Source organism: Actinokineospora sp. PR83, assembly GCF_021056305.1.
GTDB lineage: Bacteria > Actinomycetota > Actinomycetes > Mycobacteriales > Pseudonocardiaceae > Actinokineospora > Actinokineospora spheciospongiae.
In genome coordinates, this window is the sequence record NZ_JAJCXD010000011.1 from 79,870 (window position 1) to 95,844 (window position 15,975).

Below are 15,975 nucleotides of genomic sequence, written 5' to 3' on the forward strand. Positions count from 1 at the left end.
CACCTGTTGATGTCTCTTTCGGTTCCCGGGGTGTCCGCCGCCGCGACGCGATAGGGGTTCGGGCTTCTTGACCTTGTCCGTAATCCGGTCGTAACGTCTCCGGTGTCGAACTGTTCGGCCGAATGGGGGATCAGTGTCCGGCATGCAATTATGGAAGTCCAGTCTCGGGCTTCTTTTCGATCGCAGGGCCGAAATCGGTAAACCGATGTTCTTCCGCCTCAGCCGCCCGATGGACATCGACCCCTCCGGGCAGCTCATCCTCGACCTGCCCGCGCTGGCCGGGTTCGTCAGGAGCACCGCGGCGGCCCTGCACGCGGCCGGGGCCCGGCCCGGCGACCGGGTCGCCGTGTTCAAGGAGAACCACTTCGACTGCCTGCTGCTCGCCGCCGCCGCGATCAGGATCGGCGCGGTCCCGGTCATGCTGTCGGGGCTGCTGCCGCCGGACTCGGTGCGCGCGCTGCTGCGGCGGGTCGAACCGAAGCTGCTGGTGAGCAACCGCAGGCTGCTGGAGGAAGCCGGGTCCGACGGCGGCCCGCTGACCTCGCTCGCGGAGCGGACCCTGAGCCTCGACGGCGGTGTGCCGGACGCGCTGGCCCTCGTCGACGTCCTCGGCGGGCCGGAACCCGACCCGGTCCCGCGCGGCGACGCCGAGCTGATGATGCTCACCCACACCTCGGGGACGACGGGCACCCCGAAGCTGATCATGTACACCCCGGAGAAGCTCCAGGGGCAGATGGCCAGGCTGGAGTGCCGCCACCTGCCGCCCCTCACCTTCGGGCGCGACGACGTCGTGGCGATGTTCCTGCCGTACGTGCACGCCCGCGCCTTCACCTGGATCTACTCGGTGCTGACCCTGTCGCCCGCCACGGTCCTGCTGATGAGCGAGAACGACCCCGAGGTGGTCGGCCCGCTGTTCCGGCAGCACCGGCCCACGGTCGTCGAGGCGCTGCCGATCGACTTCCTGCGGATGGCGCCCCTCGCCGGGGAGGACCGGGGCGACGCGCTCGCCTCGGTGCGCATGTTCATCGGCAACTTCGACGCCATGCGCTGGTCGGCGATCCGCACGTTCCTCAACGCCTCCCGGCACTGGTTCCCCGTCTGGCGCGAGGGGTACGGGCAGTCGGAGACCGGCGGCCTGGGCATGACCATGATCACGCGGTACCGGGCGAACAAGCGGCGCGACGAGCGGCCCGGACCCCGCAAGGTGGGGCGGCCGATGCCCGGCTTCGTCGAGTTGAAGGTCGTCGACCCCACGACGTTCGAGCCGGTGCCGACCGGCAAGCCGGGGATCGTCTTCGCCAAGACGAAGGCCCGGTGCGTCGGCTACTACAAGGAACCCGAGCGCTGGGACGAGAAGGCCGTGGGGGAGTGGTGGAACACCGGTGACATCGGTGTCATGACCCGCACCGGTGCCCTCACGCTGCTCGACCGGGAGGTCAACTACGCGCCGGGGGGAAGCTGCCTGGAGCACGAGGACGTGATCGTCGACTACCTGCCAGACGGGCACGACGTGGCGCTGCTCCCGGTGCCGGACGGGCCGCCGGTGCCGGTCGTGGCCACGCCGGACGGCAGCCTGGACCGGACGCGGTGGCAGCGGGCGGTGCGCGGCGTGCCCGCGCTGGCGGAGCCGATCGTCATCGCCTTCGAGGACATGCCGCGGACCGGCACGGGCAAGATCCTCCGGGAGGCCCTGCGCACGCGGTACCTCGAAGGCGTCGGCAACCCCGGTCACGGGCGGTGGACGTGAGCATGGCGCCGGTGGGGGACGCAGGGCTGAACCCCGTCATCCAGCGGGGCCTGTTCACCGTCGAACCGTTCACCGAGGCGTCCCGCCGGGTGTGGGAGCGGCGGGAGCACGCGGTCTTCGGCATCAGCCCGGGGAACAGCTACTTCCAGGTCGCGCGGATGGCGGAACTGTTCGGGTGGCTCCGCGCGGAATTCGACCGGGTCGACGCCGTCATCCCGGATTCCGCGCTGGTGCACACCTACCTCGCCCTCGGCTACGAACCGCAGCGGGCGGCGAAGAAGGCGCGCGGCGAGATCAACGTGCTCTACAACCGGGTGACCCGGGCCTGGGACAGCGTCGGGGGGCCGAGGGCGACCGACGGCCTGCACCGGATGTCGGACCTGTCGTCCGGCACCGTCTACCGGGAGAAGCTGGCGGAGTGCGAACGGGCACTCGACGAGGACGACGTCCTCCGGCGGACGTGCGCCGAGATGAGCCGGGAGGTCCTCCGGATCAGGGGCCACGAGGGGCCGCTCACCGCGGACCAGATCGAGGAGTCCATGCGGTACCTGACCGCCGAACTCCCCTTCTTCCTGGCGTCGACCGACATCTTCGGCGTCTCGACGTCGCTGAACTTCTACCACCGCGCACTGCCCCTGGCCGAAGTCGTCTTCTCCGGGGAGTGCCTGCTCCGCGCGCCTGCCCGGCAGGGGTACGCCACCATCCGCCCGGCGCAGTGAGACCGGTTCCCGGGACCCACCTGCCCGCGGTTTCCAGTTCGACACCACTCTGAGGGGCCCCATGGCACAGTACGACGTCCTGGCCAAACAACTCGGCGACATCGAGAAGGCCATCCACTTCTACCGCGAGAACGTGGAGTTCCACTCCTTCTTCCGCGCCCTGGGACCGGTGCAGGGCAAACGGGTGCTGGACGTGGGGTGCGGCGACGGCCTCTACGCGCGGCTGGTCGCGCACCGGGGCGCCGGTCCGGTGGTGGGAACGGACTCCTCCGCCGAGATGATCCGACTGGCCGAAGCCGCCGAGGCCGAACAGCCGCTCGGGCTCACCTACCACGTCCACGACGTGGCGACGATGCCCGCACTGGGCGAATTCGACCTGGTCATCGCCGTCAACGTCCTGCACTACGCGAACAGCGAAGCGACGCTGGCCGCCATGTGCGAACGGATCGCGGCGAACCTCGCCCCCGGCGGCAGGCTGCTGGCCTACGTCGGCAACGCCGACGTGGACCAGGAGGCGGCCAGGGACTTCGGGTTCTCCGTGGACCGCCCGGCCGACCTGCGCGAGGGAGCCCCCTTCACCGTCACGATCGGCACGACTCCCCCCGCCTCGGTGCGAGTCCACTACTGGACGCGGGCGAGCCTCACCCGAGCCCTGGAATCCACCGGCTTCACCCGCGTCGACTGGGAGCAGATGACCCACGCCCAGGTCTCCGACGACGACGCCGCGCGCCTCGGCCGCCTGCTGGAGAACCCGCCGGGCTTCCTGCTCAGCGCGTACAAGGGGTGATCAGAAGTCCTCTGACACCGCGGCGGCCACCGGTGGCCGCCGCGGTGTCAGAGGCTACGGTTCGATAGCGGTTCGACCTGCCCGACTGATTCCGGAGTGGGGGTGAGATCCGATGTACCGCTCCGGGGACGTGCAGCGCATCGACCCGGTCAACGCCATCCGGGCCAGACCGGGCACCTACCTGCCCGCGGGCGGGTACGACCCGGTCCACCTGGCGTCGAGCCTGGTCGACGAGGTGCTGCGCAGGGGGATCAGTGCGGTGCGGGTCGACCTCGGCCCGCAGTGGTGTGTCGTCACGGCCGAGGCGGATTGGCTCGCGGGCCTCAGCGGTGACCCGTTCGAGCGGATCGTGCCGTTCCCGGAGGCGGGGCCGAACGGCATGTACGTCGAGACCATCCTCGTCGCGTTCGCCCGCGGTGTCGCCACCACGTCCGCGGCGGGGAGCAGGGTCGTCGTCGGGGAACCGCTCGGCCCCCTGGCCGGGGTCGACGTGGGAAGCGGTCGTGCGGTGGCCTTCTCCACTCGGTCCACAACCGCGCCGCGCAGTCCATGACCATGTGAGACCTCGTCTTCGAGGTCGCGTCGGCGATGGGCCAGCGGTTGGTGGACACGTGGGGGAAATGGGCGGATGAACAGCATGATCGAATGCTTCGCCGAGGTGACCTGCCGCGGCGTGCTCGCGGGCGTGGCGGTGGGCACCCCGGATCAGGAGGTCAGAGGCGCCCTCGGTCCGGGAGGCGCGGGGACGAGGCGGAAGGGGTCGGTGTTCATGGACTACGGCCTGGTCGAGGTCGTCCTGAGCGCGGGGCGTTGCCGGTCGATCATGCTGTGGGGCCACCGTTTCGCCTTCGAGGGTGACCGTCGGGCCCCGGTGTGCTCGCGCCGCACTTCCCGTCGCCGCTCTGGGCAGTGACTTCGTGTTGATCAACGTGCTCGATGGCGAGCAGGTCGTGATCGGTACCCACCCGGTCGGCGCCCGTCCGTGTCGGATTTGCCCGGGGTGGGTAGTTACCCTGCATGGCGGTCTACGGCTTACACGCATCCCACGAACAGGTCCACCCGGCGCGACTGCTCGACGCGGTGCGCCGCGCGGAGGACGCCGGGTTCGGCGCGGCGATGTCCTCCGACCACTTCGCGCCGTGGACCTCGGCCCAGGGGGAGTCCGGTTTCGCCTGGTCGTGGTTGGGGGCCGCGCTCCAGGCGACGTCGCTCGGGTTCGGGGTGGTGACGGCGCCCGGTCAGCGGTACCACCCGGCGATCACCGCCCAGGCCATGTCGACGCTCAGCGCCATGTACCCGGGCCGGTTGTGGGCGGCGCTGGGCACCGGTGAGGCGTCCAACGAGCACATCACCGGTGACGTGTGGCCGCGCAAGGAGGTGCGGACGGCGCGGTTGCGCGAGTGCGTCGACGTCATCCGGGCGCTGTTCGCCGGGGAGGAGGTGTCGCACGACGGGTTGGTGACCGTGGACCGGGCCCGGCTGTGGACGTTGCCGGAGACGCCGCCGGAGCTGTTCGGCGCGGCGGTCAGCGTCGAGACGGCGCGCTGGTGCGCGGAGTGGGCCGACGGGTTGATCACCGTCAACGCACCCGTCGAGCACCTGCGGTCCATGGTGGACGCCTACCGGGGCGCGGGTGGGCGTGGTCGGTTGGCGTTGCAGGTGCACCTGAGCTGGGCGCCGTCGGAGGACGAGGCGTTGGCCGTGGCGCACGAGCAGTGGCGCGGCAACGTGTTCCCGCCGCCGGTCTGCTGGGACCTGCACCCGGCGCACTTCGACGAGATCGCCCGCTTCGTCACCCCCGAGCAGGTGCGCGCCTCGGTGAACGTCTCCGCGGACCTCGGGCGGCACGCCGCGTGGCTGCGCGAGTACGCCGACCTCGGCTTCGACCTGATCCAGCTGCACCACGTCGGCAAGGAGCAGGACGCCTTCATCGACGCGTTCGGCGCGAAGGTGCTGGGGGAGCTGTGAGGCTGACCAAGACCTCGGACCTGTGGTGGAAGGACGCGGTCGTCTACTGCCTGGACGTGGAGACGTTCCAGGACGGCAACGGGGACGGCTGCGGGGACTTCCGCGGGTTGACGCAGCGGATGGACCACTTCGAGCGGCTGGGCGTGACCTGCCTGTGGCTGATGCCGTTCCTGCCGTCGCCGGACCGCGACGACGGCTACGACATCACCGACCACTACTCGGTCGACCCGCGGCTGGGGACGCTGGGCGACTTCGTGGAGTTCGTGCGCACCGCCCGCGACCGCGGGATGCGGGTCATCGCCGACCTGGTCGTCAACCACACCTCCGACCAGCACCCGTGGTTCCGGTCGGCGCGCGAGAGCCGGGACTCCCCCTTCCGCGACTGGTACGTGTGGCGCGACGAGCCGCCGGAGGACGGGCCCGAGGGCGTGGTGTTCCCGGACGAGGAGACCAGCCTCTGGGAGTACGAGGAGAAGACCGAGCAGTACTACCTGCACCGGTTCTACAAGCACCAGCCCGACCTCGACGTGGCCAACCCGGCGGTGCGCGACGAGATGGCGCGGATCATGGGGTTCTGGCTGGAGCTGGGCCTGTCCGGCTTCCGGGTGGACGCGGTGCCGTTCTTCCTGGAGACCGAGGGCGCCCTGGACGCGCCCGACCTGCCCGACCCGCACGACTACCTGGTGGACCTGCGCGCGTTCATGACCCGCCGCGCGGGGGACGCGGTGCTGCTGGGCGAGGTGAACCTGCCGTACGAGGACACCATGGAGTACTTCGGCGCGGGCGTCGGCGACCAGCTCACCATGTGCTTCGACTTCATCGGCATGCAGAAGATGTACCTGGGGCTGGCGCGCGGCTCGGCGGCCCCGCTGGTCCAGGCGCTCACCGAGCGCCCGCAACCGCCCAGGGACGGGCACTGGGCGACGTTCGTGCGCAACCACGACGAGCTGACCCTGGACAAGCTCACCGACGCCGAGCGCGCCGAGGTCTTCGCGGCGTTCGGCCCGGAACCGGAGATGCAGCTCTACGACCGCGGTCTCCGCCGCCGCCTGCCCCCGATGCTCGACGGCGACCAGCGGCGGATCCGGATGGTCTACAGCCTGCTGTTCTCCCTGCCCGGCACCCCCGTCCTGTTCTACGGCGAGGAGATCGGCATGGGGGAGAACCTCGCCGTGGAGGGCCGGGAGGCCGTGCGCACCCCGATGCAGTGGGAGCCCGGTGTCGGCGCGGGCTTCTCCACCGCCGACCCGTCGACCTTCCCCGCCCCGCCCCCCGCGGGCACCTACGGCCCGTCCGAGGTCAACGTCGCCGACCAGCGCCACGACCCCGACTCCCTGCTGTCCTGGATCCGCCTGCTGATCGAGCGCTACCGCGAACACCCCGAACTGGCCTGGGGCGAGTTCACCCCCCACCCCACCGACGACGACGCCCTGTTCGCCCACACCTGCACCGCCGACGGCGCCGCCATCACCGCCGTCCACAACTTCGGCGACCACGAGGCCACCACGACCCTCCCCTTCCCCGACGGCCCCTACCTGGACCTCCTCACCCGAACCCCCATCCCCTTCACCGACGGCGAACTCACCGTCGCCCCCTATGGCTGCCTCTGGTTCCGCCACCCCGCCTGAGACCGCCGTGTCGCTCTGGCGGGACCGGGACTTCATGTTGCTGTGGGCCGGTCAGACGATCAGCGACCTCGGCTCGGCCACCACGGTCCTGGTGCTGCCGCTGATCGCCGTCACCGCGCTGGACGCCTCGACCACCGAGGTCGGGCTGCTCGCGGCCGCGGCGACGGTGGCCTGGTTCCTCGTCCCGCTCCCGGCGGGCGCGGTGGTCGACCGGGTCGCGAAGCGGCGGCTGATGGTGGTCTGCGACGTGGTCCGGTGCGCCGTCGCCGCGGGTGTGCCCGTGGCGGCGGCGTTCGGCGGGCTGCGCGTCGGGCACCTGGTGGCGGCGGGCTTGCTGTTGGGCGCGTTCTCGGTGCTGTTCGAGGTGTCCTGGCAGAGCTACGTCCCCGAGCTGCTGCCGCCGGACCGGCTGACCGACGGCAACAGCCGCATCGCGACCACCAACGCCGTGGCCGCGGTCCTGGGGCCGAGCCTGGCCGGTCTGGCCGTGCTGCTGGTCCCCGCGGCGGACGTGCTGCTGCTCGACGCCGCGTCCTTCGCGGTCAGCGCCGCGACGCTGCTGGCCATCCGCGCCCGGGACCGCAGGCGCCCGCCCCCGCCGCGGGGTGTCCGGGAGCAGCTGCTGGGTGGGCTGCGGTTCACCTGGCGCCACCCGGTGCTGCGCCGCGTGGTCGCGTGCAGCGCCACGGCCAACTTCTTCGACGCGATCACCACCACGGTGGTCGTGGTGTTCCTCGTGCGGGAGCTGGGGGCCTCCGGTGCCACCGCGGGCGTCGTGCTCGGCGTCGGCGGGGCCGGGGGAGTCGTCGGGGGGTTGCTCGCGCGCCCGCTGGCCGCGCGCCTGGGCGGGGCACGCCTGCTCTGGCTGGGGAAGCTGTCCGTCGGCGGGCTGACCGCGCTGATCCCGCTCGCCTCGGCCGGTCCCGGGGTGCTGCTGGTCTCCGCCGGGCTGTTCGCCAACAGCTTCTGCGTTGTCCTCTACAACGTCCTGCAGATCACCTACCGCCAGTCGGTGTGCCCGCCGGAGCTGCGCGGCCGGATGAACGCGGCCGTCCGGTGGGCGATCCGCGGCGTGATCCCGGTCGGGAGCCTGCTCGGTGGCGTGCTCGGCGACGCGGTGGGCCTGCGCCCGGTGCTGCTGGTGTCCGCCCTGGGCGCGTGGCTCGCGGTCGGCTGGGTGTTCTTCTCGCCGCTGCGCGGGATGCGCGAACTCCCCGCCGATCGCACCTGAACCGGTCGGCCGAGAACCGCGCCGAGTCAAGGGAAAGGGCTCCAGGCAAATAGGTGATTCACTCGTTCGGACCCACAGGGTGCCGGTGCAGTCGGTCTGAGCTGGGAAGAAGAGCGCTGCGCGACGCCGGGTGCGCCGAACGCGTGGCACCTGTTTCGGAGAGCCCCGGTGCCTTTCGCGCGACCCGCGGCGGATCGCCGGGTGCGTCCGGGAGGCGGGGAACTCCCGGTAAAGAACTGTCAACAAAGCTTCACCCGCCCGTCACGTGTTCCCGTGCCGTTGCCCGGAACATATTCCTCGTTCCACCATCCGGTCGTACCGGGAGTGGTCCGGTCGCGGCAGTGAGCCCCGCGGAAGGGCGACCGCGCGCACCGGCACCGCGGATCGGGGCGTCGACGCCGTTGCCGGTGCCGCACCCCGCCGGGATCGCGGTGGTGCCCGCCCGACGTGGCCGGAGTGTCCGGTGTGGACGCGGTCGCTCCCGTGTCCGCGGGTGGGGTGTTGTCGTGCGGGCGAGGCGGTGGTCGTCGGTCCGGGGCCGCCTGCGGGACTCGTGCGCGGGAAAGGTCCAACCGTAGCCCGGAACAGGATGGGGTGGCGATGGTGGAGGTTCAGCGGGGCCGGGGCGCGGGCGGCGCCAGGAGCCTGCCGATGGACGCGTTGGAACAGCTGCGGCGGCAGGCCGTGGCCGCGGTCGGGTCGGGGCTGTCGCAGACGCGGGTCGCGAGCATGTTCGGGGTGTCCAGGAAGGCGGTGGGCACCTGGGTGCGGGCCTACCAGTCCGGCGGTGAGTCGACGCTGCGGCCCCGGCCGCGCGGTCGGCGGGCCGGGGAGCGGCTGGTGCTGTCCGCGGCGCAGCAGCGCGAGGTGGTCGAGGCCCTGGCCGCCGGGCCGCCCGACGAGGCCGGGTTGCCGTGGCTGGTGTGGACGCGCAAGGCCGTCTCCGAGTTGATCGCGCGCGAGTGCGGGCTCGTGCTGGCCGGGACGACGATCGACAAGTACCTGCTCCGGTGGGAACTCCTGGGCCGCGACGGCGGGGTGTCCCGGCGGGCGGGCTGCCCGCCGGGGACGCTGTCGGTGACCTGGACGCACCCGCGCCCGCCCGCGGGCACCGACGAGCTGCACGCGCTGGTGGCGGTCGGCGGCCGCGGCACGTTGCACTTCCTGGTGGGGAGGACCCCGTTCACCGGCATCGCCGATTTCCGGCGCAGGCTGCGGATCCAGTGCGGTCGCGACGTCCGGCTGGTCCCGTACGACTGGCCCGCCGCCCACGCCGCGCTGCTGGGCGAGTGCGCGGGGCCGGGGCGGGATGCCGTGCGGCCCACCTGAGGCCGGTGCCGACGAGGCCGCCGATCCGGATTCCGGATCGGCGGCTTTTTTCGTGCCCGCTGCGTGTTACCCGCGCGTAAATGTTCTCCCGGTTCGGCGATCGGGCGCGGTGATGTCGTGGAACAGAAGTGCCGTCCCTGCCTTGAAGGGGTTACAGGTGATCCGCGCCGGTCCCGTCGCGACCTCGTTCCCGCCGCTGTCGGGGTGTCCGGTATTTGCCAGCCGAAGGCGATTCACCTTTACCATCCACAATGGACGAGAAGTCGCGTAGGCCCTGGTGGGGGCACATTCACCGGTGGCGGCAACATCGGCGCAACGAAGCAGACCGCCTGTTTTTCGCCTGCTGGTCAACAAAGCGGTGCGGCTGCCACCATGTCGTGGTCCGGTTTTCCCAGCCTGGCACACGCGAACGGCGAATACCTGAGACTGGGCCAAGAGTCCGGCGCTCGAGGAGGCGGCACGTGCGAACCAGACCATTTCTCACCGCGGGTGCCCTGTCGCTCACCCTGTTGTCCGCGACGCCCGCCGTCGCGGACGAGGCCCCGGTGGTGGTGGCCGACTGCGCGGCCATCGTCACCGGCACGCCGGGCGGGCAGGTGGCGCTGGCGCCCGCGTCGGTGACCGAACCCGTGGTGTCCGCGCTCGCCCCCCTGGACCCGCTGGGCCTGCTGACGGGTGTGTTCCGGTCGGTCTGGGCGACCACGGCGCCCATCCCGGTGGGGACGGTCCCCACCGGTGAGGCCGAGATCCCGGGGGACCGGATCGCCGACGCGGTGCTGGCGCGCCTCGGCGAGCTGCCCGTGCTGGCGCCGGTGCTCACCCCACTGCTCTCCACTGTGGACACGGTGCTCACCCCGCTCTGCCGCATCCTCGTGCGCGGCGGGGTCCCGGGTGCGCCCCCGGAGTCCACGCCCGCGCCGCCCCCGCCACCGCCACCCGCCGGGGGTGCGGTCCCGCCGGGCGGCGACGGCACCCCGACCGCGGGGCGGCAGTGGGTGGTCGCGGCCGTGCCCGGTGCGACGTCGAGCGGCGGCACGGTGTTCGGCACCCCGCTCCCGGGACAGCTACCGGGGTTCGACCTCCCGGTGGGCGCCGGGTCGGGGGTGCCGCAGGCGGGCGGTGTGCCGGTGGCGGTCGACGCGCGGCTCCCGGCCGGGTCGGCGGAGCCGCGGGCGGACGTCGTGCCGGTGGTGGCCGACACGCCGCGTTCGGCCGGGCGGGTGCAGGCGCTGCCCACGCGGCTGCCCGACGAACTCTCCCTGCCGGTCCTGGCGGCGATCCTGCTGCTGGCCGGGGTGAGCGCCCAACTGGTGCGCAGGTGGGGTTTGCGCTTCCCGCGCTGAACAGGGCAGGTCGCGCAGGGCCGTCGCCCCCGGTCACGAGGTTCTCCGCAGGAGGGACGAGCGGTGACATCCCGTTCACGAGAGGAAGTCCGCCACGAACAGCGCAGCCGCCACCACCACTCGGGACCCGAACGTGACCAGCGGTGACGCGCGCAGCCTCTCCGCGGACGCCCTCGAAGCGCTCCGGCGGCGGGCGGTCGCGGCCGTCGAGGCGGGGGTGACCAGGGCGGAGGTCGCCCGCCTGTTCGGCGTCTCCCGCAAGACCGTCGGCGCGTGGGTGGCCGAGTACCGGCGCCGGGGCGACGATGCCCTGCGGCCGCGGCGCCGGGGGCGGCGGCCCGGCGAGCAGTTCGCGCTGTCGGCCGCGCAGCAGGCGCGGGTCGTGCGGGCGATCGTGGCGGGCCCGCCCGAGGCGTGCGGGCTGCCGCAGCGGCTGTGGACCAGGCAGGCGATCGCCGAGCTGGTCCGCAGGGAGTTCGGCATCCTGATCAGCTCGCCGACGGTGTCGCAGTACCTGGCCCGGTGGGGCCTGGTCGAGGAGCGCCGGTTGCCGCAGGTGCGGCGCGGCCGGGTGCCGTCGGGCCGCCCGGGGGAGGCCCGCCCCGGCAACGACTGGATCGTGGGCGCGGAGGTGCTGCGGCTGACCTGGACGCGCCCGCACACCCCGGTCGACTCGCGCCGCGGTCCGGTCTCGGGCAGGCAGAACCTGCTGACCGGGTTCCGCGACCACTTCGGCGACGTCAACCTCCTGCTGGCGCTGTCGCACCGCGGGGTGGTGTTCCTGCAGGCGCAGCGCGGGGCCTTCGACGCGCGGCAGGCCGACGAGTTCCTGACCCGGCTCACCGACCAGTTCGGCAGGGGGCTCAACGTCATCGTCTGCGAGTGGCCCGCGCAGCACGACGACATGCTGCGGGAGTGGCCGCGACCCCGCCCCGGCCTGCTGTCGGTGCGCTTCGCGCTCGATTGATCGATGTGACCTGCGAAATGACCTCTGGTGGCGACAGCAGAAATGAGTAGTATTTGACAGCAGCGCCGACTCGGGTTTGCGGAAAAGCTCACCGCCCCCGCCGCGCGCCGTGAAAACGGCGATACACGGAATTCATTGTCCAGCCATTTCGCTGTTTCCGGCGCTCGTTTGACTTGTTTTTCGAACCCACGCGCAAAGACCGGGAGAGCCATGACCACCCACCTCCTTCCCTCGGCCGACCTCGACCTCGAAGTGCTGCTGGCGCACAAGGAGACGATCGCCGACGGCGTCGTCCGGCTGGTGTTCCGCCACCCGGCGGGGGACCCGCTCCCGCCGTGGGCCCCGGGTGCCCACGTGGACCTGGTGCTGCGGCCGGACACCGTCCGCCAGTACTCGCTGTGCGGCGACCCCGGTGACCGCTCGGTGTTGGAAGTCGCCGTGCTGCGCGAGCGCGCCGGGCGCGGGGGGTCCGCGTTCGTGCACGACGCGCTGCGCCCCGGTGACCGGGTCCGGATCCGCGGGCCCCGCAACAACTTCCCGTACGTCCGCGCCGAGCGGTACCTGTTCGTCGCGGGCGGGATCGGCATCACCCCGTTCATCCCGATGGTCGCCGCGGCCGAGGCGGACGGCGCGGACTGGCAACTGCTCTACGGCGGGCGGTCGCGCACGTCGATGGCGTTCGCCGCGTGGCTGCGGGAGCGGTACGGCGACCGGGTGGTGCTGTGGCCCCGCGACGAAGCGGGACTGCCCGACGTGTCGGGGGTGCTGGCCAGAGCGGGCACCGGCACCGCGGTCTACTGCTGCGGACCCGAACCGCTCCTGGCCGTGGCCGAGGAGCTCTGCGCGGGTCTGCCGGGGCTCACCCTCCACGTGGAACGGTTCTCGCCCAAGGAGAACACCGGCCCGGTGACGGGGTTCGACGTCGAGCTCGCCCAGTCCGGGCTGACGCTGTCGGTGCCCGCCGACCGGTCGATCCTGGAGGTGGCCGAGGACGCGGGTGTGCCGGTGCTGTCGTCGTGCCGCGGCGGGACGTGCGGGACGTGCGAGACCCCGGTGCTCGCCGGGGTCCCCGACCACCGCGACTCGCTGCTGACCAGCGAGGAGCAGGCCGCGAACGAGACGATGATGATCTGCGTGTCCCGCTCCCGCGGTCGGAAGCTGGTGTTGGACCTCTGACATGGCTGCGCTGACGACAAAACTCGGTACCCGCGCGGCGGCCCTCGTCGCCGCCGCGTCCTGCGGCTGGGCGTTCTGGACGGTGGCGGGTCACCTCGGTGACCCGCCACCGCGGGTCGCCCAGGTCTCCGCGCCCGGACCGGAGTTCCCGGTCATCATCCCACCCACGAGCACCGGATCGCTTCCCGCGCCACCGGTCCCGACACCGCCGGTGACGGTGCCCGAACCGGGTCCGACCGCCGAGGGCCGCCCGGCCGGTGTCGGGCAGGCGGTCGCCGCAGGCCGCGTCCCCCCGGTCGAGGCGCCGCCGGGGACACCCGGTCGACCGGCACCGACCTGGGAACCGCCGCCCTCACCGGGGCAATCGCTCCCGCCTCCTCCTCCGCCACCACCGCCTCCCACCGGAACTCCGCCCGCACCGCCGCGACCGTCCGACCCGCCGGTCGTCAGGCCCCCGACCACCACACCGCCGCCCCCTCGACCCACCCCGCCCCCGCCCGCTCCGGAATGCGATTCGAGCGGATTGCTGGGGCCGTTGCTCTGCGTCGTTTTCGGCCTGCTCGGCTGAGCGCAGGGAAGTATTCAACGCAAACGCTCCCAGCTCTTTTCTCGACGCTTTTCCTCACCGCGAGAACATTTTTCACGATCGTCTATTTCACTTCTCGTTAACAGGAAGAAACCGAGTAGATCCTGTTTTCCGTGATTCACTTTCCCTCGTTCGGACAGCCCGATTCCCACCGGGCCGGACAGGAATAGGAAGGAAACCCATGTTCCCAGAAGCTCCGCCAGGAGCCCACCGGAGGTGGCGTCGCGCCAAGGCGGTGGCCGCGCTCTCGGTCGCCACCCTCGGCATCTCCTCGGTGGCCGTGATCCCGGCCTCGGCCCAGCAGCCCATCGGGCTCGCCCCCGTGCCGATCACGTTCCACCTCCGGGACGACAACGGCAAGTGGTTCGACTCCGGGCTGAACCTGTTCGGAGACCAGTCCCTGGCGGTGGCGGTCATGCCCCGGCTCGGCACGCTGGGTGGACTGACCACCGGGGGTGAACTCTCCAGCCTCCTGAACTCCGACCTCGTCGGCGCGGTCGGCAACCTGACGGGGAACCTCCTCGGCCAGCTCCCGCTGCTCGGTTCGCTCGGCGGCGAACTGGGCAAGGCGCTCAACCTCGACAGCACCCTGGCGTCGGTCAAGGCGATCGGGACGGCCAACCGGCAGGCCGCCCCGGCGGCGGCCAAGGCGGAGAACCTGCTCGGCAAGTTCGCCCAGCAGCTCGGCTCGATGCGTGCCGACCAGCCGTTCAACCTGAACTCCCTGCCGGTCGGCGTGGACCTGCAGGGTGCCCTGAACGACCTCGCCAAGTTCGCCGTCAAGGGCGCGCCGGTGACGGTCAACTTCGTGGTCGACCCGAAGGAGTCGACCGGCATCCGCAACCCGATGGGCCTGATCGCCCCCGAGGGCGCTGAGGGCTTCCCCTACGAGAACCCCGCGGGCGCGTTCTTCGGCCAGCGGTCGATCCAGCTCACCGAGCCCGGGCTGTACGCGTTCACCGACATGGTGACCCCGTACATGCTGGGCGCGGTGGTGGTCGACGACCCGCTCACCATCGGCCTCGACTTCGGCAAGGCGTCGATGGTGAACGCGCGCAACCTCGTCGTCCCGACCAACTCCGACATCATCAACCGGCTGGTGAACACGTTCTTCAACATCACCAACCCGAACAACTGGCAGCAGTACAAGGCGGACTCGGAGAACAGCTTCAACGCGATCCAGCCGCCGGTGCCGATCCTGCAGTACGACGCCGCGGGCAACCCGGTGCTGATCCCGAACCTGGACGCCTACTTCGACAAGAAGTTCTCGTACCCGAGGACCCTGTCGAAGGGCAACCAGCTCCCCGAGGTCCCCGGCGTCGGCGAGGTGTGGATCGACACCGAGGTCGAGGAGTGGGCGGGCAAGAAGGCGGTCGGCTCGGCCACCAAGGTCGACGTGACCAACTGGACGGTCGACCGCAAGATCGGCGCCCCGTCGATCAACATGAACAACCCGCACAACATGTGGACCGACAAGGACTACAAGTACCTGTACCAGACCGAGTGGTTCGCCGACAAGGTGGACGTGTTCGACCGGGAGACCGGCGAGTTCGTCCGGTCCACGCAGGTCGGCCACAACCCGGCGCACGTGATGACGGCACCGGGCAGCGACAACCTCATCATCGGCATCAACGCGGGCAACGAGGTCGTCGAGCTGGCACCGGGCGGCACGAACGTGCTCCGCAAGATCACGGTCAGCCCGACCGGTGAGGTCCGGCACCCGCACGCGCACTGGACCAGCTCGGACGGCAAGACCGTGGTCACCCCGAACGTGATGACCAACAACGCGTCGGTGATCGACATGCCGACCGGCACGATCCGCACCGAGAAGACGGGCCAGTTCCCGATCGCCACGAGCATGACCCCGGACTCCTCGACGTTCTACACGGCGGACTTCCTCGGCCAGACGCTCACGTGCGTCTCGCTGGCGCAGGACGCCTGCGCGGACAACGGGCAGATGGCGCACAGCAAGACGATCGACCTGTGGGCCAACTACAGCCCGCAGGACGGCCCGAAGAGCGGCACGCCGTTCGGCGGGTTGACGATCCAGCTCCCGGTCACCCCGGACGGCAACGCGATGCTCGCGGCGAACGTGCTGTCCCAGACGGTCACGGTCATCGACCCGAGGACCAACAAGATCGTCAAGGACCTGCCGTGCTCGGCGGGCTGCCACGGCATCAACTTCGGTGCCAAGAAGGGCGGCGGCTACTACGGCTACGTCTCCAACAAGTTCGCCAACGTCATGCAGATCATCGATGTCGACCCGAACGGCGACGGCGCCCTCGACGACGCGAAGATCGCGGGCCAGTTGACGCTCGACGCGACCTCGAAGACCAAGATGGACGGTTCCATCTCCGGGAAGTCGGGTTACGGCGGCCAGGGCGTGCTGGCCATCCCGCTCGTCTACAACGGGTGGGCCCAGCAGAACCAGGGGAGCTGGCGGTCGCAGTTGACCTGCCAGCAGCTCAACCCGATCGACAAGTCCACCTGCTGA

13 protein-coding genes are annotated in these 15,975 nt (G+C 71.3%); all 13 read left to right on the forward strand.

What is annotated here, in order from left to right:
- Positions 1 to 205 precede the first annotated feature (205 nt).
- Entirely contained in the window at positions 206 to 1,747 is a 1,542-nt protein-coding gene (locus tag L6E12_RS03905; RefSeq protein ID WP_236226481.1) for a class I adenylate-forming enzyme family protein, read from the forward strand.
- Between the two features lie 2 nt (positions 1,748 to 1,749).
- Positions 1,750 to 2,466 (forward strand): tRNA-dependent cyclodipeptide synthase, encoded by a 717-nt coding sequence (locus L6E12_RS03910; RefSeq protein ID WP_374201832.1) that lies wholly within the window; start codon positions 1,750 to 1,752, stop codon positions 2,464 to 2,466.
- A gap of 61 nt (positions 2,467 to 2,527) precedes the next feature.
- On the forward strand, positions 2,528 to 3,253 hold the full coding sequence (locus L6E12_RS03915; protein ID WP_236226483.1) for a class I SAM-dependent methyltransferase: 726 nt from the start codon (positions 2,528 to 2,530) through the stop codon (positions 3,251 to 3,253).
- A gap of 112 nt (positions 3,254 to 3,365) precedes the next feature.
- Positions 3,366 to 3,806 carry a hypothetical protein gene (locus L6E12_RS03920; RefSeq protein ID WP_236226484.1) on the forward strand — a complete coding sequence of 147 codons (441 nt, stop codon included), beginning with the start codon at positions 3,366 to 3,368 and terminating at the stop codon, positions 3,804 to 3,806.
- Between the two features lie 75 nt (positions 3,807 to 3,881).
- The gene (locus L6E12_RS03925) at positions 3,882 to 4,166 is read left to right on the forward strand and encodes a hypothetical protein (protein WP_236226485.1); all 285 of its coding nucleotides are present in this window, start codon (positions 3,882 to 3,884) and stop codon (positions 4,164 to 4,166) included.
- A 104-nt stretch (positions 4,167 to 4,270) separates the two neighbouring features.
- Positions 4,271 to 5,221 carry a TIGR03885 family FMN-dependent LLM class oxidoreductase gene (locus L6E12_RS03930; RefSeq protein ID WP_236226486.1) on the forward strand — a complete coding sequence of 317 codons (951 nt, stop codon included), beginning with the start codon at positions 4,271 to 4,273 and terminating at the stop codon, positions 5,219 to 5,221.
- Entirely contained in the window at positions 5,218 to 6,849 is a 1,632-nt protein-coding gene (locus L6E12_RS03935) for an alpha-amylase family protein (RefSeq protein ID WP_236226487.1), read from the forward strand. Before L6E12_RS03930 ends, L6E12_RS03935 begins: the two co-directional genes overlap by 4 nt.
- Positions 6,818 to 8,080, forward strand: coding sequence for an MFS transporter (locus L6E12_RS03940; protein WP_236226488.1), 1,263 nt, complete (start codon positions 6,818 to 6,820; stop codon positions 8,078 to 8,080). Before L6E12_RS03935 ends, L6E12_RS03940 begins: the two co-directional genes overlap by 32 nt.
- A 600-nt stretch (positions 8,081 to 8,680) precedes the next feature.
- On the forward strand, positions 8,681 to 9,409 hold the full coding sequence (locus L6E12_RS03945; protein WP_236226489.1) for a helix-turn-helix domain-containing protein: 729 nt from the start codon (positions 8,681 to 8,683) through the stop codon (positions 9,407 to 9,409).
- A 461-nt stretch (positions 9,410 to 9,870) separates the two neighbouring features.
- A complete protein-coding gene (locus tag L6E12_RS03950; RefSeq protein ID WP_236226490.1) occupies positions 9,871 to 10,752 on the forward strand; it encodes a hypothetical protein in 882 nt (293 codons plus the stop codon).
- A gap of 133 nt (positions 10,753 to 10,885) precedes the next feature.
- Complete coding sequence (locus tag L6E12_RS34250) at positions 10,886 to 11,719, forward strand: helix-turn-helix domain-containing protein (protein ID WP_236226491.1); 834 nt, start codon at positions 10,886 to 10,888, stop codon at positions 11,717 to 11,719.
- A 210-nt stretch (positions 11,720 to 11,929) separates the two neighbouring features.
- Positions 11,930 to 12,895, forward strand: coding sequence for a PDR/VanB family oxidoreductase (locus L6E12_RS03960; protein ID WP_236226492.1), 966 nt, complete (start codon positions 11,930 to 11,932; stop codon positions 12,893 to 12,895).
- A gap of 767 nt (positions 12,896 to 13,662) precedes the next feature.
- The gene (locus L6E12_RS03965; protein WP_236226493.1) at positions 13,663 to 15,975 is read left to right on the forward strand and encodes a YncE family protein; all 2,313 of its coding nucleotides are present in this window, start codon (positions 13,663 to 13,665) and stop codon (positions 15,973 to 15,975) included.